At 66.8% G+C, this 24,705-nt stretch carries 20 protein-coding genes and 1 tRNA gene; 16 read left to right on the top strand and 5 right to left on the bottom strand.

Annotated features, from left to right (window positions below; translation table 11 throughout):
* Nucleotides 1-11 precede the first annotated feature (11 nt).
* Nucleotides 12-3,362, bottom strand: a complete 3,351-nt coding sequence (locus tag ACFSC3_RS10945) for a MobA/MobL family protein (protein ID WP_380940442.1) — start codon at nucleotides 3,360-3,362, stop codon at nucleotides 12-14.
* A 70-nt stretch (nucleotides 3,363-3,432) separates the two neighbouring features.
* Here ACFSC3_RS10945 and ACFSC3_RS10940 point away from each other — a divergent pair, with 70 nt between their 5' ends.
* Together ACFSC3_RS10940 and ACFSC3_RS10935 are read left to right on the top strand one after the other, a co-directional pair.
* Nucleotides 3,433-3,567 (top strand): hypothetical protein, encoded by a 135-nt coding sequence (locus ACFSC3_RS10940; protein WP_380940441.1) that lies wholly within the window; start codon nucleotides 3,433-3,435, stop codon nucleotides 3,565-3,567.
* Between the two features lie 606 nt (nucleotides 3,568-4,173).
* Nucleotides 4,174-5,118 carry a hypothetical protein gene (locus ACFSC3_RS10935; RefSeq protein ID WP_380940440.1) on the top strand — a complete coding sequence of 315 codons (945 nt, stop codon included), beginning with the start codon at nucleotides 4,174-4,176 and terminating at the stop codon, nucleotides 5,116-5,118.
* 70 nt (nucleotides 5,119-5,188) lie between these two features.
* Here the strand turns inward: ACFSC3_RS10935 and ACFSC3_RS10930 are convergent, their stop codons facing one another.
* The gene (locus ACFSC3_RS10930; protein WP_380940439.1) at nucleotides 5,189-6,199 is read right to left on the bottom strand and encodes a hypothetical protein; all 1,011 of its coding nucleotides are present in this window, start codon (nucleotides 6,197-6,199) and stop codon (nucleotides 5,189-5,191) included.
* Nucleotides 6,200-6,850: 651 nt separating this feature from the next.
* On the opposite strand from ACFSC3_RS10930, the gene ACFSC3_RS10925 reads away from it, so the two are divergent.
* The 9 genes from ACFSC3_RS10925 to ACFSC3_RS10885 all read left to right on the top strand — a co-directional run bounded on the left by ACFSC3_RS10925 (nucleotide 6,851) and on the right by ACFSC3_RS10885 (nucleotide 17,205).
* Complete coding sequence (locus ACFSC3_RS10925) at nucleotides 6,851-8,650, top strand: methyl-accepting chemotaxis protein (RefSeq protein WP_380940438.1); 1,800 nt, start codon at nucleotides 6,851-6,853, stop codon at nucleotides 8,648-8,650.
* Nucleotides 8,651-8,654: 4 nt separating this feature from the next.
* Nucleotides 8,655-10,049 carry a chemotaxis protein CheW gene (locus tag ACFSC3_RS10920; RefSeq protein WP_380940437.1) on the top strand — a complete coding sequence of 465 codons (1,395 nt, stop codon included), beginning with the start codon at nucleotides 8,655-8,657 and terminating at the stop codon, nucleotides 10,047-10,049.
* Nucleotides 10,046-11,134: a chemotaxis-specific protein-glutamate methyltransferase CheB gene (cheB, locus tag ACFSC3_RS10915; protein WP_380940436.1), complete on the top strand. Its 1,089-nt coding sequence runs from the start codon at nucleotides 10,046-10,048 to the stop codon at nucleotides 11,132-11,134. Before ACFSC3_RS10920 ends, cheB begins: the two co-directional genes overlap by 4 nt.
* Nucleotides 11,131-11,979, top strand: a complete 849-nt coding sequence (locus ACFSC3_RS10910; RefSeq protein ID WP_380940435.1) for a CheR family methyltransferase — start codon at nucleotides 11,131-11,133, stop codon at nucleotides 11,977-11,979. The genes cheB and ACFSC3_RS10910 overlap by 4 nt, the downstream gene beginning before the upstream one ends.
* The gene (locus ACFSC3_RS10905) at nucleotides 11,979-13,895 is read left to right on the top strand and encodes a chemotaxis protein CheA (protein WP_380940433.1); all 1,917 of its coding nucleotides are present in this window, start codon (nucleotides 11,979-11,981) and stop codon (nucleotides 13,893-13,895) included. Before ACFSC3_RS10910 ends, ACFSC3_RS10905 begins: the two co-directional genes overlap by 1 nt.
* Complete coding sequence (locus ACFSC3_RS10900; protein ID WP_380940432.1) at nucleotides 13,892-14,137, top strand: hypothetical protein; 246 nt, start codon at nucleotides 13,892-13,894, stop codon at nucleotides 14,135-14,137. The genes ACFSC3_RS10905 and ACFSC3_RS10900 overlap by 4 nt, the downstream gene beginning before the upstream one ends.
* Before the next feature lie 65 nt (nucleotides 14,138-14,202).
* Entirely contained in the window at nucleotides 14,203-14,583 is a 381-nt protein-coding gene (locus ACFSC3_RS10895; RefSeq protein WP_380940431.1) for a response regulator, read from the top strand.
* The gene (locus ACFSC3_RS10890; protein WP_380940430.1) at nucleotides 14,580-15,221 is read left to right on the top strand and encodes a chemotaxis protein CheX; all 642 of its coding nucleotides are present in this window, start codon (nucleotides 14,580-14,582) and stop codon (nucleotides 15,219-15,221) included. Before ACFSC3_RS10895 ends, ACFSC3_RS10890 begins: the two co-directional genes overlap by 4 nt.
* Nucleotides 15,214-17,205 (top strand): hybrid sensor histidine kinase/response regulator, encoded by a 1,992-nt coding sequence (locus ACFSC3_RS10885; protein ID WP_380940428.1) that lies wholly within the window; start codon nucleotides 15,214-15,216, stop codon nucleotides 17,203-17,205. The genes ACFSC3_RS10890 and ACFSC3_RS10885 overlap by 8 nt, the downstream gene beginning before the upstream one ends.
* 182 nt (nucleotides 17,206-17,387) lie before the next feature.
* On the opposite strand, the gene ACFSC3_RS10880 is transcribed toward ACFSC3_RS10885, so the two are convergent.
* Together ACFSC3_RS10880 and ACFSC3_RS10875 are read right to left on the bottom strand one after the other, a co-directional pair.
* Nucleotides 17,388-18,020, bottom strand: a complete 633-nt coding sequence (locus ACFSC3_RS10880; protein ID WP_066798571.1) for a tyrosine-type recombinase/integrase — start codon at nucleotides 18,018-18,020, stop codon at nucleotides 17,388-17,390.
* A gap of 220 nt (nucleotides 18,021-18,240) precedes the next feature.
* Nucleotides 18,241-18,981: a ribonuclease H-like domain-containing protein gene (locus ACFSC3_RS10875; protein ID WP_380940426.1), complete on the bottom strand. Its 741-nt coding sequence runs from the start codon at nucleotides 18,979-18,981 to the stop codon at nucleotides 18,241-18,243.
* 322 nt (nucleotides 18,982-19,303) lie between these two features.
* On the opposite strand from ACFSC3_RS10875, the gene ACFSC3_RS10870 reads away from it, so the two are divergent.
* The 4 genes from ACFSC3_RS10870 to ACFSC3_RS10855 all read left to right on the top strand — a co-directional run bounded on the left by ACFSC3_RS10870 (nucleotide 19,304) and on the right by ACFSC3_RS10855 (nucleotide 23,144).
* Nucleotides 19,304-20,623, top strand: coding sequence for a hypothetical protein (locus ACFSC3_RS10870; RefSeq protein WP_205497956.1), 1,320 nt, complete (start codon nucleotides 19,304-19,306; stop codon nucleotides 20,621-20,623).
* Between the two features lie 57 nt (nucleotides 20,624-20,680).
* A complete protein-coding gene (locus tag ACFSC3_RS10865) occupies nucleotides 20,681-20,887 on the top strand; it encodes a hypothetical protein (protein ID WP_380940425.1) in 207 nt (68 codons plus the stop codon).
* Nucleotides 20,888-20,905: 18 nt separating this feature from the next.
* Nucleotides 20,906-21,421 (top strand): hypothetical protein, encoded by a 516-nt coding sequence (locus tag ACFSC3_RS10860; protein WP_380940423.1) that lies wholly within the window; start codon nucleotides 20,906-20,908, stop codon nucleotides 21,419-21,421.
* A gap of 91 nt (nucleotides 21,422-21,512) precedes the next feature.
* On the top strand, nucleotides 21,513-23,144 hold the full coding sequence (locus tag ACFSC3_RS10855; RefSeq protein ID WP_380940422.1) for a recombinase family protein: 1,632 nt from the start codon (nucleotides 21,513-21,515) through the stop codon (nucleotides 23,142-23,144).
* Here ACFSC3_RS10855 and ACFSC3_RS10850 read toward each other — a convergent pair.
* Nucleotides 23,115-23,190 (bottom strand) — tRNA-Thr (locus ACFSC3_RS10850). The genes ACFSC3_RS10855 and ACFSC3_RS10850 overlap by 30 nt on opposite strands.
* A gap of 172 nt (nucleotides 23,191-23,362) precedes the next feature.
* On the opposite strand from ACFSC3_RS10850, the gene ACFSC3_RS10845 reads away from it, so the two are divergent.
* Nucleotides 23,363-24,634, top strand: coding sequence for a PAS domain-containing protein (locus tag ACFSC3_RS10845; RefSeq protein WP_380940420.1), 1,272 nt, complete (start codon nucleotides 23,363-23,365; stop codon nucleotides 24,632-24,634).
* The last annotated feature ends 71 nt before the right edge of the window (nucleotides 24,635-24,705 follow it).

The following is a 24,705-nucleotide window of genomic DNA, read 5'->3' as shown; positions in this document are numbered from 1 at the left end:
GGCGGTCTTATTCAGTCGCCGATGCCGGGCCCGTGCCGCCCGGTCGATGGCAATGACATCGCGCCGCCGCGCTGATCGAGCACCTGCCAGCTATCGAACCTTTCAGCATCGCCCGGCACCGTCTCGGCAATCCGCACCAGCAGCCAATATCCGGCGTCGCTCACCGCCAAGGCGCGCAGACGGTCCATCACCTCGTCCGATGCAGTCGCGGCCAGCATTACGCCACCGTCGATCCGCAGCGACGCCCGCCCCGCGACGATATCGTTCAGCGGTTCCTGCATGCTATCGTCAAACGTTCGCTGGCCCGACTTATCGAGCCGCGCGTACAGCGTATGCTCGCGGAACGTGGCGACGACCTGATGCACCGACTGCAGTCGGCGGTCGTGCTCAATTTGCTTCGGCCTTGCGCTGGGTGGCGGCTGCGATAGCGTGGTCCGTGTTGCTGGTTTGGGCGACGGGTCGGGCGGCGACGTGGTGCCATGCACTGGACGCTGCCGGACAAGATCGCGCAAACGTTCCGTCGGCGACGCGGATGCGCGTCCGACGGTTTCATGCCGCGGCGGCGCGACCGTGTTGCGATCCGGTAGGCCGACATCGCCGGGAGCCTCGCCCGGGTCAGGTTCGCCCGGATCGGCGGAGCGCATAACCGATTGCCCGACCCTCACCTGATCCCCCGCATCCGACATCGGAACTTGTTCGGCGAGCGCGCTTGGTGACGGATGCCCGCCCGTGTCTGACAAGGCAACGACAGCCTCCGGCTCTTTGCCCAGGTCGCTGACGGAAGGTGTTGTGACAGGCTGCCCAGGCTCGAGTCCCCGACCTGCGACACGCGGCCGAGGCGCAGTCTGCACCGCCCCGGCGGACGGAGGATTCGTCCGCGCTTCGGCATCGATCAAGCGCGCCGCTACCGCGGCGCGCTCTTGCCTCGTCGGCGCTGCCCGATCAACCTTATCGACCGACGCCGCCACCGACGTCTGCGTTTGCGCCTCCGGTGTCGCGGCGACATCGCCGACCCGGATCGATCGACCACTTTCGCGGGCGCTGGTGGCGTCAGTCGAACTCGCCTTTCCGACATCACGCGCGTTATTGACCGACTGATCGACGCCCCCGTCGGTACGGTTGGACAGCGGCGCCGTCGCAGTTACCTCAGCCGCGCCCCCGAGAGGGGATTGCGACACCGGCGGAGCCGCCGCTGTCTGGTGATCTTCAGCCCCTCTATAGGCTGGAATCGTGACTGGTGTCGCCGATGTTGAGGGTGACCGGGCAACCGGTTGGGCCACGCTCCGTGACGGCGAGATGAGCTTTGCCATCGGGTCGCTTTCCGGCACCGAAGATGACGACACAGTTGGCGCCTTTGGCAACGTTGGCGCGGCTATGCGCAGATCGGCGGGCGGCATCGCAATCGGGACCCGTGAATTGTCCGGTGACACTACGATCGCCGGTTCGGCGACCGGCATGTCGACGCCAACGACCACCGCGCTGGACGCGCGGCTGGCGGTCTCGAATCGCGCTCTCGCATCCTGCAGCAGATCGCAAAACGTCGGGTGATCCCGATAGAGACGATAGTGCCGCCGCACTGTGCGCGGAGCCGTGTCAGTATCGTTGCCAAGCAGCCCGTCTTCGCCATGCGCGGCGATATAGGCGAGCACCCGGCCTATCTCTTCCTCCTGCCGCTTTCCGGCCTCGCGCAAGACACCCGCGAACCGTCGGGCATAGGGTTGTCGGACGATCAATGCTTCGTCCGACGCGCGCAACCCGATGGGCGTGAAAAGGTCGCCGGTTCCGTCTGCCCGAACAAGCTGGACGAACCGGTCGGCTGACGTCGCCCATTCGGCGCTGCGCTGGTTGCGGATATGCTCGACCAGCGCTTCAAAATGCGCATCGTCGCCGAGCGGTGCCGGGTGACGCGTGGGCAGCAGCACCGTTTCGCTGGACCAGATTGCAGCGCGACGGGCGACGTCCCGCGCGTGCTCAAGCTGGGCGACGCGTGCGGTGATCCGGTCGGCGATGCCGTGCAACGCGCGTCGCATCCCGGCGACCTCCGCCCGCGCGGTCCTGATCGTATCCGCGTGCGGCATGAGCACATCATCGACCGCGTCGAGATGCGCGAGTGCAAGTTCATTGCGCGCGCGATAACTTGCGCTCGCACGCATCTCGGCGGCGCTTGCCGTGCCAGCTTCGATGGCGGCGAGCGCATCACCGCTTTTGGTCGCCAGCCGGTCGGCGGCGGAACGCGCCATCTCGGTCGAGAGATCATGGTCGGCGAGCAGTTCCAGCAGGCCCGCCAGGCGGTCGGTTAGCGCGATGTGTTGATCACGGAGCGCAGCCAAATCGGCATCACTGCCTCGCGCATCGGTATCCTCAACGCGCGCGATCACCGCGCAATGGCGGGCCAGTTCGGCGGCGATGTCTCGCGCTGTTTGGCGACGGCGACCGTCCCAACCCCTGATCGCGTTGCGGCGATCGATATCGATCGCATCCCCCGCCTCGACCCGCGCTGCAGCGGCGCTGCCGAGATGCTCGCCCGGCGCCTGGTCGATGCCCATCTCGGCAAAGGTTCTGGGGTCGTAGCGTCGACGCACACCGCGCCGTTCGAGGCGGGCGTTGACCATGTCGGCGAACGCGCGCCTCAGCGCCGCGACATCCGCCGCCGAGCGCTGCTCGAACCAGAGTTTGGCCAGGGTGGTTTTGTCGACGGCGCCCAAACCCAGCGCGATATCGCCGGCCTGCAGCTTGCCGCCAAACTCCCAGCTGCCATCGTCGCGCCGGCGGCATGCGCCCGGATAGATCAGGATATGCGGATGCCGGTTGCGCAGGTCGTTGCGATGGGTCGGATGATGCGCAGCGATGGTGTATTTAAGGCCAAGGCTGTCGAGCATCCGGCCATAGTCCTGGGCGACCGTACGGTCGTCATCGCCATCGAGCTCGTAGGCGAACTCGGTCTCGATCCGCCACTGCAGCACGCCGCCGCGTGGGCGGACAATGTGGACCAGCCGATCGTCCCGGCGCGTGCCGTAGCGGTCCTCGTCCAGCGTCTGGGCCCAGTCGAACGTGGCCTGGTCGAGGTCGATCAAGTGGATGCGCCGGTGCGGCCCGGCGCCCTCCTGCGCAAGCTCGCGCAGCGCCCGTTCCACCGCTACCGGTGTGCCATCCTCGTCCGCCAGTCGCACCAGTTCGGCCAGATCGCCGCGATGCGGACGGATCTCCAGCCGCGGCTTCGACGGCGTGGCGGATGCCACATGCGCCGCGTCCCAGAACGCCTCGCGCGTCCGGGGGTCGTCCGAGATGTTGCTGATCACGAATGCCGTGCGCGAGCCGCCGGCGTGATAATGCTCATCGACCACGTAGCGCTCGGCGCCCACCGCCCGGTTCGCCGCCGGATTGTGCGCGGTCACATAACGCTCGAAGCCGCTCGCCGCGTTGGCGGCGGCTGTGTCTCCCGCTCCCGGTCCAGCCGCTGGCCGCACCTTGCTGATCGACGAGAAGGCGAAATGGAAGCTGGTCGCGCCATCGCGCGTTGCCGGCCGCCACGATGGCGGCGCGGGGAAGCTGAGATCGATCGCCTGACGCGACCGCGGCCAGCCCGAGGCGCGCTTGCCGGCCTGCTGCTTCTCGCGTTTGACCCTGCGCACCGGTCTCACACCCTCAAGCTCCTCAAGTGCCTGCCGCGCGATCAGCGCGCGAACGGCGGCGTTGGCATGGAACAGGCGGTCGGTCAGCTGCACGGCGGCTCGCGAAAGTTACGTCATGGCATTAGGATGACTCGGCTCCGCCACGCCGGCCAGCCCCCCCTTGAAAATAAACTTCCCGCCTTCCGGAGCGACAGCGGCGGACCTGCGCGATCACTCAAAAATCGCGCCCCGCCTCATCGACCGGGAACCGGGCGACAGGCGACATATGGGTTGGTGGCCGGGCAGCCACCCCCCATCGCCCGTTAGTCGGCATCGACTACCGTATTGCGCAAAACCTTCCTCCTTTCCTCCCTACACTCGCATGCGTGTGGCGCATGCGCACGCGCGTGGCACATCCGCTTGTGCGTGTCGCACGCGCCCGTTGCGCGCCTCGCGTGCGTGAGGCCGTGTCTGCGGTTCAGGTTACCCTGAAGGGGGTGTCGATCGACCGTAATTTCCGCCGGTCGCCCCTCGTCGGGCACCGGACAGGAAAGGTCGCACCATGAACGCATTCAACATCGGCAAGCAGCCGCCCGAAGTGGCGCAGGCACTGGGCAAGGTGCTGGCCGAACTCGTTCTGCTCGGCAAGGAAGATCCTTTGACGATCGAGCGCGTCGCCGAGCTTGTCGACGGCGGCGAACGCGATGCGTGGCTGATGGCGCGGGCGCTCGAAATCCTGCCCGCGGAAATCGATGCGCGGCGGTGGCTCGACTGGATCGAGGGCGGTCGCGCACCGGCGTCAGCCGACCGCCTGACCGACCCCGAGCGCGGGCAGAAAAAGTCGGCGCGCGGCGCATGGCAGTCGGCGGTCGACCGGCGCGAGCTGGCCGCGCAGCAGGTTACGATCGCGCGCGAGAAGTTGGCCGAGGCCGAAGCCGATTTTGAGGAGTGCGAGCTGGCGGTCAGGCACGCCGACGCGCATCTGCGCGCGGCGGTCTGCTACCGGCTCCGGATCGATGAGGCGAAGCTGCTTGCGGGTGCCTTCGCAATGGGGCCGGCGTTCACGCTATTGCGCGCGATCAGCACCTATCAGCGGCGCGACGCGGCGTTCGAGGCAGCGCTCGACGAGCATGGCCGCGCGTGGATCGACGAGCATATCACCAACCGCCAGGACACGGCGCGGACGATCATGGAGCTGCTCGACTTTCTTGCCGGCGACGCTGGCGTCGAGATCAAGCTGCACCACGCGATCCACAAGGTGCTGACCGAGGCCTATGCCGCGGTCGAAGCCGAGCGGACCGAGGCGAAGCGGGATGGCACGCCGCTCAGCCTCCGAGCAAAACGCACCATGCGCAATCACGACCAGCGCCGCACCAGCGTGCGGCGCGAAGGCCTGCGCAACGACTATGGGTTAGTGCTCGACGGATTGGATGTCGGCGCATCGGCCGACGGAGATGAAGAGCAGGCAATCCTGCATCGTGATCGAAGATCACAGGGTCGTACATAAAAAGCCCGAGCGTCGCCCCGGACGCTCGGGCTTGTGTCTTACGGGGGCAGTGAAATGGCGTCGCGACCGCTCAGGCGGCTTGCAGCTCGTCCACCTGAATGAACCGTCGGCGCATGCCGAGCCGGACGTCGGTATAACGGTCACCGCGCGCCCGCGCCGAGGTGATCACCGCGTCGCCGAGCAGTGGCTCGCCGTCCAGCAGAGTGGCCGCTGACAGGCCGACCACATGCTGCAGATCACTGTCGTTCAGCGCCCGATCGAGCCGCAGCTCCGACCCATGGATAAGCGCGGTCGGCGACGTCGTCGCCAGCCGGGCACACAAGGAAATGCGCCCTTCCCACAACACAACCGACACGAAAGTGACATCGACGCCGGAATCGCCATCGCGGTAAAGGTCGGCCTGCCGATATTTTGTCTGCAGGTCGGCGATCACTGCCGCGGGGTCGCGCCCGCTGCGCGCGATCGCTGCCTCCGCCAGGGCGTCGATTTCCAGCATCGCGTGATGCGCGTCAAGCCGGGCCTTGCGCCGCTGCCGGCGTCGTTGCGACGGCGCGATAAGACGCATGCTGCCCGCGAAATCACGGCCGTTCGTACCGCCGATCGCCGACACCTCCGGTCGCAGCATCGGGTCGAGCGTCTCGACCGCCGCTTCCAGCTCCTCACGGCGCCAGTCGAACGGGCACTGTATCGGCAAGGGCGCCATGCTGAACCCCGCGAGCCGCATGCCTGCGTTGGCCCGATCGATCGACGCCTCGACCCGTGCCCGGAGCGCCGCGACGCGCTCGGCGAAGCGGTCATGTTGCGCCAGCAACTCGCTGATCCTTGCGCGGATCGCGGCCGCCAGAAACGTCGTCTTGTCATTGCCGGCGGTCACCTCGTCGACCAACAGCACCAGCTCGACGTCAGCCAGGGTCAACACCACCCGGAAGCCATCATAGCCGCTCCGCCGATCGGTCATCGGGTTAATGGTGACGGTGGCTTTGACACCGATCTCCGCGGCGGCCTTCGTTGCGATCCCGCGCACGCGCCGAGCGATGCGCTTGAGGTGCTTGGCCTGCAGGTCATCGGGGTGGTCGGTCATCTACCTGGTCCTTGTGAATTTCATCCGAACGTCAGCGTTCGACCTCCATCATCCACTCCACTTCTCGTGCTCTTCGTCGATCGGTCACACGGGGCACCAACAGATGTTGTCGCACACCGACAAAGTCTAAGTTGCAATGCCGATGTGTCTGCAGCAGACGGTTATGCCCATCAGCGCATAGAATGCCGTGTCGGTCTGGGAATGGCCGAGCGGGCGGGATTTATGGCCGCTACTGGGCCGCAACCGGACTGGCGGCTTGTGGCCGCCGGAGCGGCATAAGCAGACATCGTAGCGGGTGGTGCGCGTACAACTCGAATTGGGCCGCAAGCCGCCTTACCGCTTTCGTGCGGTGCCGCCGCGATAGCTGGCGTGAGTCCCTCCGTTACGCGCCATGCTCCCCACAGTATTGAGTCCTGGGCTTGCCGCAACGATCGACGCAGGTCGGCGGTCGTGCCCAGTGGCGCGACCGCGGCGGTTGCGTTATGCCCGCGCTCTGCTCCCTCTTCCGCTGAGAACCTCATGGCATTGGTCAAGAAATCGAACATCGACAGGCGCGCGAAATCCGGGAGCGATGCGACGCCGGAGCCAGTGACCTCGACTAAGCCCGCTGCCGTTACGCGGCGCAAGCCACCCGCGCGGACCGGGAGAGCTGTGACCGCCGCCGACCGTATCGAAGTCGCGACCGAGGAACTCGCCAGCGGCCTCGCCGAATCCGCCTCCGCGGCGGCCGAACTGCAGCGCGCGATGGATCAGATTTCGGCCGGCGCCGAGGAAGCCGCGGGCGCCGCGCAGGAATCGCTCGGACTGATCGGCGCGCTCGCCGACGGCTTTCGCGAGGCGCGCGACCGGGCGGAAGCCTCGCGGCGCCAGGCCGAACTCGTCCAGAGCGCGTTCCTGGAGACCAGCGCCCAGATCGACAGTTCGCTCGCCGCGATCGAACTGAGCGCCAGCCGCCAGCTCGTCTCGGTCGAGATCATCGCCGCGCTGGAGGCGTCGGCCAACAGCATCGGCGATATCGGGCAGAATGTCGCCGATATCTCCGACCAGACCAGCCTGTTGGCGCTCAACGCCACGATCGAGGCGGCGCGCGCCGGCGAGGATGGGCGCGGCTTTGCCGTCGTCGCCGATGAGGTCCGCGCGCTGGCCGAGGCATCGGAGGCCAGCGCGAGCGAGATCCAGGCGCTCGCGCTCGGCATTTCGGAAGAGGTGCGCTCGGTCGCCGAACGGATCCGCAGCGCCGCCGCGCTCGCGGTGGACGAAGCCGAAGCGGGGCGTTCGGTGGTGACCGTGCTCGACGCGGCGCGCGGCGATCTGGCCAAAGTCGTCGACGGCACCCAGGCGATCCTGCTTGCCTCGGTCGAAGCAGACGGCGCGGCGCGCGAGGCGCAGCGCGGCGCCGAGCAGATCGCCAGCGCGGCCGAGGAGCAATCCGCCGCTGCCGCCGAGGCGCAGCAGGCGGTGCAGCAGCAGAGCGTGTCGCTCGACCAGAGCCAGGAGACCGCCGAGGCGCTTTCCGAGCAGAGCGCGCGGCTTCGCGACGATGGCGACAATCAAGCGGCCGCGGAAGACCTGGCCTCGGCGGCCGAAGAGCTGTCGGCGACCGTGCAGGAGCTTTCCGGCGCGTCGGCGCAGATCCTCGTCGCGGTCGAGCAGATCGGGCGCGGCGCGCAGATTCAGGCGGCGGCAACTCAGGAAGCCAATAGCGCGATGGCCCAGATCGAACGCTCGGCGCGGGCGACGCAGGAAATCTCGAATGCCGCGCTGGAGCAGATCGGCACGGTCGCCGGATCGGTGCGAGGCGCCGGCGAGACGATCGGCAAGCTGGCCGGCGGGGTCGAGACCGCGCTGGGCGACACGCGCCAGACGCTCGGCCTGCTCGGCGGCCTGAACGACACGGCGCGGCGGATCGAGAAGATCACCGACGGGCTCGCCTTGGTCGCGGTGCAGACCAACATGCTTGCGGTCAGCGGCTCGGTGGAAGCGACGCGCGCGGGCGACGCGGGACGCGGCTTTGCGACCGTGGCGGGCGATATCCGCAACCTTTCGCGTGATTCGGCGGCCAGCGCCGAGCGCGCCGGCGATGTCGTGCGTATGATCCAGGAAGGGATCGCATTGGTGAGGCGCGACCTCGACCAGATTGTCGCCGCCTCCGAGATCGAAGCCGCGCGCAACCGCGCGGTAATCGAGCGCTTCGGGCAGATCGTGAGTGACCTGGAGGGCGCGCGCGCGGCGAGCGAGGCGATTTCGCACGGCGCCGAGGCGATCTTCCGCTCGGTCGGCGAGATCCAGAACGGCACGGCGCAGATCGCGACCGCCGCCGAGGAAGCGTCGGCCTCCGCGGTCGAGGCGGGCAGCGCGGCGCGGCAGCAATCGCTGGCGGCGGAAAGCCTGGCTGCGGCGATCGAGGATATCGCAGCGCTGGCCAACGCGCTCGTCGACAAATCGGCCTGATCGCATGGCGAGCGCGCCCCTCGACGCCGGGCAGATGCTCAGCTTCAACGTCGCCGACGCGCGCTTCGCGCTGCCGGCCAGCGCGGTGCGGGAAGTGGTGCGCCGGCCCACAGTAACGCGGGTGCCGCACGCGCCCGCCAGCCTGCTCGGCCTCGGCAATCTGCGCGGCACGGTCGTGCCGGTGGTCTCCCTCGGCGCGCTCATCGGCAAGCCGGTCGGCGCGGGCGGACGGGTGATCGTGCTCGAACAGGCCGATCCTGTCGGCATCCTGGTCGACGAAGTCTCGACCGTCACCGGGCGCGGCGGCGAGGACGAGGCGCGGCCGATCGACTTGCCGGCGCTGCTGTGCGAGGCGTTCGGGACCGAGCGGGCGGCGCGCCCTGCGAGCATCGGGTCGCTCGGCGCCACGCTGCGCGAGGAAGCGGCGGCAGAGGATATCGTGCTGCTCGCCTTTTGGGTCAGCGGGCAGGAATATGCCCTGCCGCTAGATCAGATCGAGGAAGTTACACGGCTGCCCGACGACATCACCTTGCTGCCCAGGGCCGATGCGGCGGTGGTCGGATCGGTGGCGCGCGCGGGCAAGCTGCTTCCCCTGCTGTCGCTGCAGGCGCTGCTCGGGCTGAAGCAGCGCGAGACCGGGCAACGGCCGCGCATCGTGATCGCCCGGATCGGCACCCACAAGGTGGGGCTGGTCGTCGACTCCGTCAGCGCGATCCTGCGCGTCGACGAAAGCAGGATCGATCCTGTGCCGGCGGTGCTGTCGCGCGGATCGAGCGAGGCGCGCATCCAGGCGATATGCCGGTTCGACGGCGACAAAAGGCTGGTGTCGATCCTCGCCACCGACCATCTGGTGCGCGACGACGTGACCAGCAAGCTGCTGCAGGCATCGGACGGCGAAGGAGCGGATATGGCGAGCGAGGCCGAGAGCGCCGATACCGAGCAGTTCCTGGTCTTCCGTCTCGGCGACCAGGCGTTCGGCCTGCCCATCGCGGTGGTCAGCGAAGTGACGACGCTGCCCGCGAAGCTGACGCCGTTGCCCAAGGCGCCCGCTTTCATCGAAGGGGTGATGAACCTGCGCGGACAGGTGTTGCCGGTGATCGACCAGCGGCGGCGCTTCCTCGGCGATGCCGCCTCGGGAAAGCGGCGGCGGGTGGTCGTGGTATCGCTCGGCGATATCCAGGCCGGGTTTGTCGTCGATGCGGTCTCCGAAGTGCTGCGCGTGCCCGCCAATGCGCTGCGCACCGCGCCCGAGCTCGGCAATGACGAAACGCGGGTGTTCGACCGGGTCGCCAATCTAGACAGCGGCATGATCCTGATCGTCGAGCCGCGCGAGCTGCTCGACCGCGCCGAGCGGGATATGCTGGCGGCGATGGCCAGCGAGGACGCTCCGCCTCCGTGATCAAGCTGCTGATCGTCGACGATTCCCCGCTGATGCGCAGACTGCTTTCCGACTTGTTCGCGGAAAGCGGGAGTTTCGAGGTGGCGATCGCGCGAGATGGCGCCGAGGCGATCAAGCAGCTTCACGCTTTCGCCCCCCAGGTCATCACGCTTGACATCCACATGCCGGGCATGGACGGGCTCGCCTGTCTCGACCGGATCATGCTCGAACGGCCGACGCCGGTCGTGATGGTGTCGGCGTTGACCGCGCAGGGGGCCGACGAGACGCTGGAGGCGATGGCGCTCGGCGCGATCGACTTCATCGCCAAGCCTGGCGGCGCGATGTCGATGGAAATCGACAAGCTGGCGGGGGTGCTGATCGACAAGGTCCGTTTGGCGGCGAGCGCGCGCATCCCGCGGACGCTGCGCCTCGCCGAGCGCGTGCGCTTGCGCACCGCGGCGCCCACGCGACCGGCCGCCCCGCGGCCCGCCCCCGCGCGGCTGCCCAAGCGGCTGGCGGCGCTGCCCGGCCAGGGGCTGGTCGTGGTCGGCTGCTCGACCGGGGGACCGCCGGCGCTCGAGGCGCTGCTCACCGGGCTTCCCGCCGATTTCCCCTGGCCGATCGTCATCGCGCAGCACATGCCGGCATCGTTCACCGGACCGCTCGCCCGCCGCCTCGACCGCATCTGCGCACTCACCGTCAGCGAGGTCAGCCGGGCGACGCCGCTTGCCCCCGGCAACGCCTATATCGGGCGCGGCGACGCCGACGTGGTCATCGCCAAGCGTCCCGCCGGGATCGTTGCGATGGCTGCCCCGAGCAGCGCCAACTTTCACTGGCATCCCAGCGTCGATCGGCTCGTCGCAAGCGCGATGGCGCATTTCGGGCCCGAACAGCTTGTCGGTGTGTTGATGACCGGCATGGGAGCGGACGGCGCGGACGCGATGCGGCAATTGAAGCAGGATGGTGGCGTGACGATTGCCGAGGCCGAGGAAAGCGCGATCGTCTGGGGCATGCCTGGTTCGCTGGTGAAGCTCGGCGGGGCGAGCCTGATCGCGCCGCTCGACCGCATCGCCGCGGAGCTGGCCGGCGTGATGGGAAGGAAGTGAGCGAGCCCGCCGCGCCCCAGCCCAAGCCGTTCCATCTGTCGCCCGAGGATCTGGAGCGCGCCACCCAGCTCATCTACCGGCTGACCGGCATGATCTTCGGCGAGAACAAGCGCTATTATATCGAGCGCCGGATCGCCGACCGCGTGGCGAAGAGCAACGCGCCGGACGTGCGGACCTATCTCGCGCTTGCGGCAGCCGGGCCCGAGGCCGAGCGGCTGATCAACGCCTTCACCGTCAACGAAACCTATTTCTACCGCGAAGACCATCAGCTCGCGGCGCTTTCCAATACGATCCTGCCCGAAGTCGTGAAGAGCCGCCGCCCGGGCGATCTGATCCGCATTTGGTCGATGCCCTGCTCGACGGGGGAAGAGCCCTATTCGATCGCGATCTGGTTGCTCGAGAACTGGCCGCTTGTCGACGCATACAATATCGAGATAGTCGGATCGGACATCGATACCCATGCGCTCGCCGCCGCCAGGGCCGGCTATTTCAACCAGCGCTCGCTCGCCAAGGTGCCCGATCGGGTCCGCGAGGCCTATTTCGAGCCCGAGCATCGCCATCGCCGCAAGCTGATCGACGATCTGTGCGAGTCCGTGCGCTTCACCGCCGCCAATCTGGTCGATACCGCGAGCGTCGTCGCGCAGGGCAAGTTCGACGTCGTGCTGTGCCGCAACCTGCTGATCTATTTCGACGACGCTTCGCGGGCGATTGCGGCCAAGAACCTTTATGCTTGCCTCAACCCCGGCGGCTTCCTGTGCCTTGGCCATAGCGAATCGATGGCGCGGATCACCGAACGCTTCACCCTGGCTCGCCTTGACGACGCAATAGTCTATCGTAGGCCGTGATGGACGAGCTGCTCTCCCAGTTCCTGATCGAGGCGCGCGAGCTGATCGCCCAGGCCGGCGACGATTTCGAAGGGCTGGCGCGCGACCCCGCGGACAGCGCCCGCATCGACAGCGCCTTTCGCGCGATCCACACGCTCAAGGGCTCGGTCGCGATCTTCGACATGGCGCCCGCCGGCCGCACACTCCACGCCGCCGAGGACGTGCTCGATCGCGCCCGGGCCGGGCGTCACCGGCTCGGCCGGGCCGATGTCGATGCCCTTGTCGCCGTGCTCGACCAGACCGACCGCTGGGTCGAATCGATGGAGCGCGACGGTGCGCTCTCACCGCGCGCAGGGGCCGAGGCCGATGCACTGCTCGCCCGGTTGCAAAGCGATGCCTCGCGGCCGAGCGAGCCGGCCGCTGGGGACACGCCGCTCTGGCTACCCGCCTTGCTGGCGCGCGAGGCCGCTGCGCTCGACGCCGCCGCCAGCGATCTGGTGGCCTTCCGCTACAGCCCCGACAGCGAATGCTTCTTCCGCGGCGAGGATCCGCTCGCCACCGTGGCGGCGCTTCCCGGTATCGCCGCCCTGGCGGTCCTGCCCAACGCCCCCTGGTCGGCGATCGACGCGTTCGAGCCGTTCCAGTGCATGGTGACGATCGAGGGCCTGAGCGCCGCCGCGTTCGACGATGTCCGCGCCGCGTTCCGCTTCGTCGCCGATCAGGTGGCGCTGTTTCCCGTCGCGGCGGCACGCGCCGCCGAGACCGAGACCCAGACCGCCGCCAAGTCGCTGCGCATCGACACCGCCCGGATCGACGCGCTCGCCGATGGCGTCGGCGAGCTGATCGTCGCCAACAACGCGCTGGCCCATGTCGCCGCCGAGGCCGACCGCGTCGATCCGCAGATCGGCGCGCAGGTTCGCGCGGCGCATGCGGCGCTGGAGCGCGCGGTGAGCGACATGCGGCGCGCGGTGATGGCGGTGCGGCTTGTGTCGCTCGGCCCGAGCCTCCGCCGGCTGCCGCGGATGGTCCGCGAGATCGCCGCGACCTTGGGCAAGGTCGTCCGCTTCGAGGTCAGCGGCGAAAGCATCGAAGTCGACAAGGGCATTGCCGATGAGCTGTTCGAGCCGCTGCTCCACCTTGTCCGCAACGCGCTCGATCACGGCATCGAGCCGGCTGCGGTCCGCCGCGAGGCGGGCAAGCCCGAGGCCGGGCTGCTCAGGCTGGCGGTAACGCGAGAAGGCGATCAGGTGGTCGTCGCGCTGACCGACGACGGCGCCGGCATCGACACCGGGCGGGTGCGCGCGCTCGCCGTCGAGCGCGGTCTGCTCGAGCGCGAAGCCGCCGCCGCGCTCGACGAGATGCAGGCGATGCGGCTGGTCTTCGCGCCGGGCTTCTCGACCGCGGCGACGGTCAGCGCGGTCTCCGGACGCGGCGTCGGCATGGACGCGGTCAAGGCGGGGATCGACCGGCTCGGCGGCCGGGTCGAAATCGGCAGCGTGTTGGGCCAGGGCACCACGATCCGGCTGCGCCTGCCGCTCAACGCGATATTGACCCGGCTGCTGATCGTGCGCGCCGGGGGCGAACGCTACGGCATCCCGCTCGACCGGATCGTCGAGACGACCAGCGTTGCGAGCGAGCATATCCACGAGGTCGGCGGCGGGCGCAGCTGCGTGCTGCGCGATCGCGCGCTGCCGGTGCTAAGCCTCGCCGCGCTGCTCGGCGGCGAAGAGCGGAGATCGCCCTTCACCAAGTTGATCGTCACCGAAAATGCCGCGGAACCGGTCGGCGTCATCGTCGACGGCTTCGGTCAGCGGATCGACGGGCTGGTTCGCCCCAAGTCCGGGCTGATCGCCGGCATGCGCGGGCTTGCCGGCACCACCACGCTCGGCGATGGCGGGGTGCTTCTGGTGCTCGACCTGGCGGAACTGGTCGCATGAGCGTCGCGTTCGCCGGCGACGCTATCCACCTGGCCGGCGATTGCCCGGTCGAGGACGCCGAGACCTTGCTCGCGCTGCTCCAGGAAAATGCCGCGGCGGCGATCGACATCAACGACTGCGGACGCCTGCATATGGCAGTGGTGCAAGTGCTGTTCGCCGCGGCGAGGCCGGTTCGGGGAGAACCGGCAAACGTCTTTGTCCGGGAATGGCTTGTACCTCAAATGCTTAGCGCGACCGATTGAATGCTACCGCACTTTGATCCCTTGCTCTAAGCCGTATCCCAAACGAAAGAACTGAGTCGAACCGAATGGCCGTTACCATCCTCATTGTCGATGACAGCAAGCTCGCGCGCATTGTCGCCGGAAAAGCCCTGACAGAGCTGCAGCCCGACTGGCAGCGAGTGGAGGCGAGCAGCGCCGCCCAGGGGCTCGAGATCGTCGCGAGCCAGCAGATCGATGTCGCGCTGATCGACTTCAACATGACCGAGAAGGACGGCCTGGCCCTCGCCGCCGAGCTGCGCGCGCTGCATCCCGACCTGCCGATCGCGATCATCACCGCCAATATCCAGGACGAAGTCATCGCCCGGGCGCGTGAAGTCGGTGCGGCCTTCGTGCCCAAGCCGGTGACCACCGAGGGCCTTCAGGGCTTCATCTCGGGCGCGGCGCTGCGATTGCGATCCAGAACGTGAGCGCCGACCCCGCCGTCACGCTGGACGAACTCGAAACCGATGCGTTGACGGAGATCGTCAATATCGGCGTCAGCCGTGCTGCCTCGAACCTGCGCAAGATGGTCGGCGACCAGGTGCTGCTTTCCGTGCCCTCGATCGAGGTCGTGAGCCAGCGCCGCGCCGCGCGGCTGATCAACGAGCGCGAGATCACTCAGCTGATCGCCGTGCGCCAGGATTTCGCGGGTCCCTTTTCCGGCCGGGCGCTGCTGATCTTTCCCGTGGAGAACAGCCTTGAGCTCGTGCGCGCCGTCACCGGCGACGAACTCAGTCCCCAGGAAGTCCAGGACATCGAGCACGAAGCCTTGGCCGAAACCGGCAATGTGATCCTCAATTCGTGCCTCGCTACCATGGCCAACATGCTGCAGCGCTCGCTGACCATGACGATCCCCGAGGTGCTGCGCGGCGACGGCGCGGCGCTGTTCGAAACGCGTGACGAAACCGCCGCCGACGGACTCGTGCTGTTCCTCTATATCGACTTCGCGGTGCGCAAGCGCGACATCCGCGGCTATATCGCCATGCTGATGGATCTGCCCTCGCTCCAGGCGCTCAAGGCGCTGCTCGGCGAGTTCATCGAGCGGGTCGTCGGGGACGATGGCTGAAGCGCCGTCCAGCGACGAGTCCGTGGCGGAGCGGCTGCGCGCCGTGCTTGTCACTTCGGGGGCCAGCGGCACCTGGGACTGGGATATCGCCGCGGACACGCTGTATTTCGACGAGCATTTCGCCGATCTCTACGGCCTGACGCCCGAAGCGGGCGTCGACGGGGTTCCCGGCGCGACCTTCTTTTCAGCGATCGACCCCGAAGACCGCGCGCGCATGAAGATCGCCGTCGCGGGCATTCTCGGCGGCGCCGAGCTCTTCTCGAAGGAATTCCGCATCCAGCGGCCCGATGGCTCGGTGCTGTGGATGCATGGCCGCGGCCAGGGTCATCTCGACGATCGCGACCGGCCAGTGCGCTTCACCGGCCTGCTGGTCGACGTCACCGAGCGCAAGCGGACCGAGGAACGGCTGCGGATCGCGCAGAGCGCGGGCGGGGTCGGCACGTTCGAGCATGTCGACGGCTTCGCGACCGCGTCGGTCTCCACCGAATTCTGCCGCCTTCTCGGGCTGCATCCCGCCCGGGTGCTGCCGGTCCGCACGATCAACAGCGTCTTGCTTGTGGGCGACAAGCCGATCATCCCCGATACCGAACAGACGGGTGAGCCGCTCGACGGCGAGTTCCGGATCATTCGCAACGACGACGGCGCGGAGCGCTGGATCGCGCGGCGCGGCGAGATCGTGCGCGACAGCGAGACCAGCGGCTATCGCTTCATCGGCGTGATCTATGACGTCACCGCCGCCAAGCAGGCCGAGGAACGGCTTCGCGAGCTCAACGAGACGCTCGAGGCGCGGGTCCAGGAGGAGATTGCCGAACGCCGCCAGGCCGAGGAGACGCTTCGCCAGGCCCAGAAGATGGAGGCGGTCGGGCATCTCACCGGCGGCATCGCGCATGATTTCAACAATCTGCTGACGATCATCATCGGCAATATCGACACGGTCACGCGTAGGCTCGATTCGTCAAGCGACCCTCGCGCGAAGCGCTCGCTCGACAACGCGCTCAAGGGCGCCGAGCGGGCGGCCGCGCTGACTCAGCGGCTGCTCGCCTTCTCGCGCCGCCAGGCGCTCGATCCCAAGCGCACCGACATCGCGCGATTGCTCGCCGGCATGTCCGACCTGCTGACGCGCTCGATCACCGAGACGATCGCGATCCGGATCCATGCGCCCGGCGATCTGTGGAACGTCGAGGTCGATCCGCACCAGCTCGAAAACGCGATCCTGAATCTTGCGGTGAACGCGCGCGACGCCATGGCGGACGGCGGAAATCTGACGGTCGAGGCGCACAATCTCGTCGCCGAGGCGGGCAACACGGCCGCCTTTGTCGAGGCAGGTCATTATGTCGTCGTGAGCGTGACCGACACGGGCACCGGGATGACGCCCGAGACGGTGGCGAAGGTCTTCGATCCGTTCTTCACCACCAAGGAGGTCGGCAAGGGCACCGGTCTCGGCCTCTCGATGGTCTATGGCTTTGCCAAGCAATCGGGGGGCTATGTCCATATCGACTCAGTCCCCGGCGCAGGGACTACCGTTGACCTTTATCTTCCCAGGGCCGCGGACGGCGAGGCGGAGGCGGCGGCTGAGGAGTCGGTGCAGGCCATCGAGCTCGGAAATCGCGATGAGACGATCCTGGTCGTCGAGGACGACGACGATGTCCGCACCTACACCGTCGAGATCCTGCGGGAGCTGGGCTACCGCGTCATCGAGGCGCATGATGGCCAGACCGCTCTGGGCCTCCTGACCCGCACCGAGCAACCCGTGCACCTCCTGCTGACTGACGTCGTGATGCCGGTGATGTCCGGTAGTGAGCTCGCCGACCGCGCCCGAGCCATACGGCCGGACATGGAGGTGCTCTTCACGTCGGGATATACCCGCGATGCAATCATGCGAGACGGCAGAATTGCGCCGGGCCTGGACCTGTTGCCGAAGCCGTTCACGTTCGCGTCGCTGGCCGCAAAGGTGCGAGAGATGCTCAATCGCAGTGTAGCCTGATATATCGGGATGATCTCCCCAAGCCCTCCGATATATCGCCCTTTGGGCCGCCGCCGCTCGGCGCGTTGCCTTACGAGTTCGTTTGCGCCACGGCGCGATCCCACAGATTTCCGCACGAGCGAAAGTTATATGGCTGCGCTGATTGGGCTGACCGCCCATCAGTTGCTGGTGGGCGGCCTCGATTAGATTTCGGTCCTCTCCGCGATTGTGAGAGCATCCTCGATGTCCACTCCGAGGTATCTGACCGTGTTCTCGATCTTCGTGTGTCCGAGGAGGATTTGAATGGCTCGAAGATTTCCCGTCGCTTTGTAGATCATTGCTGCCTTCGTGCGCCGCAGTGAGTGTGTTCCGTATTCAGTGCGTCGTAAGCCGATGGCGGTGACCCATTCATCGACAAGGCGCGCATATTGCCGGGTGCTGAGATGGCCAGCGCAGTCAACACGGCTTGGGAAAGCGTAATCTGCGACAGTGCCGCCGCGGCGTTCCAGCCAAGCAAGCAGACTCGCGCGAACATCAGCCGTGAGCTCAAACTGCACCGGTCTTCCCGTCTTCTGCTGGATGACGATTGATCTGGTCCGGATCTCGGCACCAGCCACGACATCGCCGATCCGAATCTTGACCAAATCGCATCCGCGCAGCTTGCTATCGATCGCAAGGTCAAAGAGCGCTCGGTCTCGAAGCCTTTCCTCCCGGTCTAGGAAAAACCGGACCGCCCATATCTGCTTCTGCGTGAGAGGCCGTTTGGTGCCGACCATCTTACCCGAGTTCCATGCGGTCCTGTTCTGCATGACAGGGTCGTACTGTGAATGTCCCATGTTCCAGCTCCTAGGCCTTAATTGGCCACGGAAATGCTCGCGCGAATGTCCTTCATCTTGGTTCCGGCTACTGCGCGAGCTCTCGACGCTAGTCAGCCGTGGCGAGTTGGATGAAAAGGCTCGGTCACGATCGTCAGCTTTCAGGATTAGCGGCGCTTGTCTTCAACGACCGATTTTGGGGCGCCTAGCTGCCGCAGCAAAGCTGGGACTGGTTGTCCATTCAAAGATCGATCAGCCCGGCCGCACATGGATCGAACGCGGAACCGCCGCCGGGCACGGTGGGCGCCGGGACATAGGGCAGCAGATGAGCCAATCGCGGCTGGTTGCTGAATATCCATCCGGCCAGTTCGCGCCAGTGCTCGATGCCCAACCCCGGTGCCTGTGCCGACCGCCACATCTGGGCGGCGAGCCATGCCGATACGACGTCGGATTCGCAGTAGCGCTCAATGCGCCCGTAATCGCCCTGCGCCGCGAGCGCGGCGACACTGCTGCCAGCGATGTCGAGTTTCGCCGGGATACCAAAGCCTGCGCATACATCGACCAGCCGCGGTCTGACCGCAGCGCCGTAGCTGGTGATCTCATCCATGAGATCCGTATGGAACCCAGCGTTCGCCCGATTACCGGCGCGCAATAGGCTCGGCACATACTCGCCGGTCAAGGCGGCCCGGGCGAGTAGTACCGGGATATCGAACCCGCGTCCGTTGTACGTGATCACGCCACGACATTTCTCAAGCCGCCGCTCGACCTCGGCGACGATGGCGCGCTCCGACATCGCCGAGCGTGAGAAGGTCTCGACTTCGAAACGGTGCCGCTGGTCGCGGTCGCGATCAACCGTCAGCAGCGATACACACAGCAATTGGTGCAGCGGCCATGCCGGGAACCCGTCCGCCGGATCAACGGCGGCGCGTTCGCAGGCGGCGGGATCGGCGATCGTTTCGATATCGAGTACGATAATAGTCATTTTTCATCTCCTGTGTTGAGGCACAGGAACCTTCCCCTTTGCACGTCACCTTCACTAAGCAGCACGCGCGACGACAATAGCGCTCAATCCGCGCTTTTCGCGGCCTGTCTCTCATGCTATCTTTCGCTGGTCGGATGCTTTGACGACGCGTGCATTCGATCGGGTAGTGTTGGCGCAGGTCTGGGCGCCAAAGGAGAAGCAGCGGGGCGCAGTCAACCCCCAGTCGGTCGCGGGCCATCCCTGAGTGTGGCTCAGCCCCTAGAAAGGGCTAACCTCACGAGATCGCTCCCGGACCGCGATCCATAGCCAGGGCTATGGTCGCATGCCGCGTAAAGTTCGCAAGCCCCCGAAGGCGCCCCAGATCCGCCGCGTCCTGACACGCGCCGAGCGCGCCACCGCTGCCGCCCGTAACGTTGCATTGTTCGACCGGCATGAGCTGGCCCAGCTCGTGGCCGCATTCATTCTCGATACGGGCCAGGGTTCCAAATCGTTGCCAGCCCCGATCCGCGCCGCTGTCGAACTCAGGAACGCAGCAGTGCGCCACCCCTTGTCCAGCCTGCACTTCGGGACGCTGCCTGGGGATTACAAGGCGATCCGCGAGCAGTTGCTCGCGATCATTTCAACTGAGGCAAGTTCGGTCTTCGCCAGGGATGATGCACTCTTCTGGATCACCAGCGACTGGCTGGGCGATCGTCTCGACGCCCATGCCGAGGCGCTGGACGAACTGCGCGAGACGCATCCCCGCATCTTCCGGGCGTTGTTCGAACGTCAGTTGCGCTTGGCAGCGCGGCTAGGCACGCAAGCCGGGATCGACCGGTCCAGGCTGAAGCACCTGCTATGCGATCATGCGCGTATCCTGCTGATCGGCATGGCGCACGATAATATCGCGCACATCCGTCGCCTCGCCATCAGCCCGCACGGACGGCATTTCGCGGGCTACACCGTCTGGAAGTCCGCCGGCCACGTCCTGCTGACATCGGTTGCCGAACCGGCGATCGCGGTCAGCGAGCTGATCGCGCGGGCACCGACGATGAGCGGTGATGATGATGCAGTCCGCAAGAAGCTGCTTGGCGACAAATTGCTCGCCAGCGGCGCAGCCGGTGACTTCGTGTGGGCGGTCGCGATCGAGGTCCGCGCGATGCTGCGCCGGGCGGCTTGTGCCGATGCGCGCGTGACCACCAAGCTTGGCGCGATCGCCAACGCGGTCGCCGCTGTCGCCGGAATTACCAACCGCGATATCTTCGAGCAGAACCTGACCCAGACCAGCATGAGCGGCTTCTGGTTCGGGCTCGAGTCCAGCGAGGCCGCCACGTTCGTGGCGATCGATCTGATCAAGGCGCTGAATGCGGTCGAGGCGCTGGTCGAGGCGGTGCTGGACCAGCGCGCGCTCGAGGCACACGCGACCAAACCCTCCAGGACCAAAACCATCTTCGTCGCGACCGTACTCAGGGCGGCGGGGCAGCCGGATCGCGAGGCGGCACAGCTGGGCACCGCGCGTGGCGGCGATGGTGGGCTCGATCCGGCCAACAAAGGTTCACGCGGACCGCTTGCGTCGCTCCAGGTCAAGCTGCGCGATCCCGTGATCGCCGAGCGCGCGTCGCGGACGTTCGGCATCGATCCCGTCGCGCTGTTCCGCCGGTGATCGTCATGCGGTTCGGGTTACCCCTACGCCGCTCGCGAATCGGGCGATGCTCCATGCGTGAGCAACCTCGATCCCTTGCCTTTTGTCGACGACCGGCTGTCGGGCACTTTTTCGCTCGAGCGCTCGGAATCGCAGTGGCTGCTCACCCTGCTGAGCGCGGACGAGCTGCGCTACATCTTCGAAGGACCGGACGACGGCGAACCCATCGTTGGTGTGCAGCCGTCACCCGCCCCGGCCGATCCCACCGCCACCGCCAAAGCCTGATCAAGTGAAGGAGTAATCATGTATATCGTGTGCGACGAGATGTGGAACAGCGTCGAAATCTACGGCCTGCAAAGCGAGATCGATCGCTTCAAGCGGCGCTTCATCTTCCCCGCGCCGGCCGACAACTGGGCTGGCAGCACCCACGCGATCGAGCTTTGCCGGATCGGCGGTGAGGAGACCTGGAACTTCCGTGAAATTTTTCCGGCTGAGCCCGGCTATTATTCGTTCGCGTTCGATACGCTCGCGATCTTCCCCACCGACACGTTCGAGGATCTGGCCAGGCTGTTCCCGATGCTGGCCTTCGACTGCGAGTGCATCGCGGACGATGATCGCTCGATGGGCTATGGCTGGTTCAACACCCCGCCTGGCGGCGAGGATTTTCGCGACGACTATGACGTGCCTGCGGACTATTGGACGGTCAGGGGCTGCAAGCGCTCTCCGGCCGATCAGCGGCGCCACGAGATGGTAGTCGCGGCGTTGCGGCAGAACCTGCGCGAGACGGACAGCATCAATGGACTGTCATCGGACGCGTGATCCGCACTCGCAACGCTGACGTGTCGGACGCCGGGCTGCTACCGTTCCCGGGCACAAACCGGCTGCGCTACAATATTGAAGGGTCTTATCGATGACCAAACCGAAAACCGAACGCGCGCTCGGCTATGTCCGGGTGTCGACCCAGCGCCAGGCCGAGGGCGGCATCAGCCTCGACAACCAGGCGGAGCGGCTGACCACGCATTATGCGCAGCGCAGCGTCGAGCTGGTCGATATCTACCGCGACGCCGGCCTCAGCGGCACCACCGACAGCCGACCCGGCCTGCAGGCGCTGTTCGAACATGCATTGCGGCAAGGGAGCGGCATCACCGAGATCGGCGTCTACAGTTTCTCGCGGCTGTTTCGCGATCACTATCTGCTCGAGCATTACCGTCGGAGACTCAAACGCGCCGGCGTGCGCATCGTCGCGATCACCCAGGATGTCGGGCAGGATGCCGAAGGCGATCTCGTCCGCTCGGTCCTCTCCAACTTCGACGAATATCAGTCGCGCCAGACCGCAAAGTTCACCCGCGACACCATGCGGCGCAACGCGGCCGACGGCTATTGGAACGGCGCGATCCCGCCGTTCGGCTACACGACCGAGATCGCCGAGATGCGCGGACACAAGGCCAGGAAGCGGTTGGCGATCGAACCCTCCGAGGCGCTGATGGTCCAGCAGATCTTCCGCATGAAGCGGCTGGGCATCGAGCGCGGACCGATGGGCTACAAGAAGATCGTCTGCCATCTGAACGCGACCGGCGCGACGTTGCGGGGGCGCAAGTGGCATGTCTCTAACGTCCGCGACATCCTCACCCGCTCGACTTATCGCGGCAAACATCTGTACGGCGTTCACAGCACCCGCAATGGCATCAAGCGGCCCGAGGAGGAATGGCAGGAGGTCGCGTCGCCGGTCATCATTCCCGAGGCCGAATGGCTGGAGGTGCAGGCCGGTATCGCCCGCAACGCCCGCCACATCACCGCGCCGACGTTCGTGTCGGGACCGACCATGCTCGCTGGTATCGCCAAGTGCGGCCATCCCGACTGCGGCAATGCGCTCACCATCGCCACCGGCAAGGGCGGTCGCTACCGCTATTATCGATGCTCGCGCAACTTGCGGCGCGGCGAGACCGCCTGTGAAGGTACAAGCATCCGCGACGAAAAGCTGGAAAAGATCGTGATCGACGCCATGGCCGAACGGCTGCTCCGTCCGGAACGGCTGCAGCAGCTTCTTGCCAATTTGCTCGACGACAGTTCCGCCGCCGTGCGCGAGCGGCAGGCGCATCTGAAAGCCCTGCGCACCGAGCGAACGCGGGTCGACGGCGCCATCCAGAACATGTTCGACTTTATCGAACAGGGCGTGGTCTCTGCTCGCGACGTGGATTTCACCGCGCGTCTCGCCGCCCAGCGCACCCGCCGCGCCGATCTCGAACAGGAAATCCTGCTGGTCGAACGCCAGCTCTCCGCCGCCGACCGGCGGGTCACGCCCGAGGCGGTCGGCAGACTCGGTGAGGTCATCCTGACGAAGCTCCGCTCGGACGACCCGACCCTGCGACAGGGCTATGCGCGCCGGTTCATCGCCAAGGTTGTGGTCGCACCGCAGCTGATCACCATCACCGGGCCGATAAAGCCGCTGGAAATCGCCGCCAACAGCGGTCCCGATCAGCAGGCACCCATGGTGCCCTCTCTTGATCGGGAGTGGTGCCGCCTACAGGACTCGAACCTGTGACCCCCGCATTACGAATGCGATGCTCTACCAGCTGAGCTAAGGCGGCCTGGTGTCGTGTGCGGCGCACCGCACGTCGAGGGGGCGGCGCTTAGCAAGGGGGCGGGGGTCTGGCAAGTGCCGTTTCCACAGACGCCGCCTTTACCCTGTCTTTACCACATGTCGGGCACATCCGATCCGGATTGGGGCACGTTGTCCCCGCGGGGTCGAGGAAAGACGAGATGGAAGTCACGCGCGAGATCGACGAGGGGGTCGCCCTGTCGCCGCAGTCGTACGACGATGCGGGGGTCGACGACATGCCGCTCGTGCTGGGCGACGAACGCCGCATGCATGTCCGTGCCTACAATCACTGGGTGTCGCTGCTGCAGGGCCGCGCCTATCCGTCGATCGAGGACCTGGACCCGGCGTCGATTTCCGATTTCGGTCCGCACAGCGTGCTGCTCGACTTCTCCAAGGGTATCGAGGACCCGCGCATCGCCTTTCTCGGCCGCGCGCTGCGCGAGGAATGCGATGTCGAGGCGGGAATCGCCCAGATTTCGCAGGTGCCCAGCCGCTCGCTGCTGTCGCGCCTGACCGACCATTACCTCCAGATCATCGCGAATCGCGCGCCGATCGGCTTCGAGGCGGAATTCGTCAGCACGCGCGGGCACCCGACGCTGTATCGCGGCATATTGATGCCCTTTTCGTCGAACGGCGATGCCATCGATTACATCTACGGCGTCATCAACTGGAAGGAGATGGTCGACGCCGGCACCCAGGCCCAGCTGAACGCCGACCTGGCCGCCGCGCGCCGCCTGATGCCGTCGCAACCGGCCGCGACGCAGGTCTGGGCGGACGGCCCCAGTGCCGCCTTCCCGGCGGAAGACGTCGACGCCGCCACGACCGAGGCGGTTCCGGCCGACGCCAGCCTCTACGACCGGCTGGCATTCGCCCGCACCAGCGCGGAGGCCTTTGCCGCCAGCGAGGGCCGTAGCCGCGGCGCGCTGTACCAGGCGCTGGGCCATGCGCACGGCATCGCGATCGCCGCTGCGAACGAACCCGAAGCGCTGGCCGAGATGCTGTCCGACGCCGGGCTGAAGTCCCAGGCTCGCGCCCCGATGACGCCGATCGCGAAGCTGGTCTTCGGCGCCGAATATGACAAGACGCGACTGACCGAGTTTGCCACCGTCCTGACCCACGCCCAGCGTCACGAGGTCGCGCGCGAGGGGCTGGTCGCCTATCTCGAAAGCTTCCCCGGCGGGATCAAGGGCGTCGTCGGCGCCGAGCGCGCGCTGCGCCGCAAGCCTGCCGCCGATGCGACGCAGTGGGACGATATCGCGGCGCAGCTGCGCAGCCGCCCGCCGCTGGCCCATGTCGATATCGCCCGCGCGGGCGACGGCGAGTTCGTCGTGCTGCTGGCCCGGACCGACGCGTCGGGCGGGCTCGACGTCGTCGCCTGTGTCGAAGGTGACAAGGCGCTGACCGAACGGGCGGTGCGGCGGGCGGCGGCGTAGGCTCCGCCCCCCACAAACGCACGAAATAAAATTACAACGGTCTTGAGCCCGTCCGCGACCGGGCGCATAGA

The sequence above is a fragment of the Sphingomonas floccifaciens genome (assembly GCF_042681125.1).
GTDB lineage: Bacteria > Pseudomonadota > Alphaproteobacteria > Sphingomonadales > Sphingomonadaceae > Sphingomonas > Sphingomonas floccifaciens.
The sequence above is the reverse complement of the archived record's forward strand: the minus strand, read 5'-3'. Positions and strand labels throughout refer to the sequence as shown.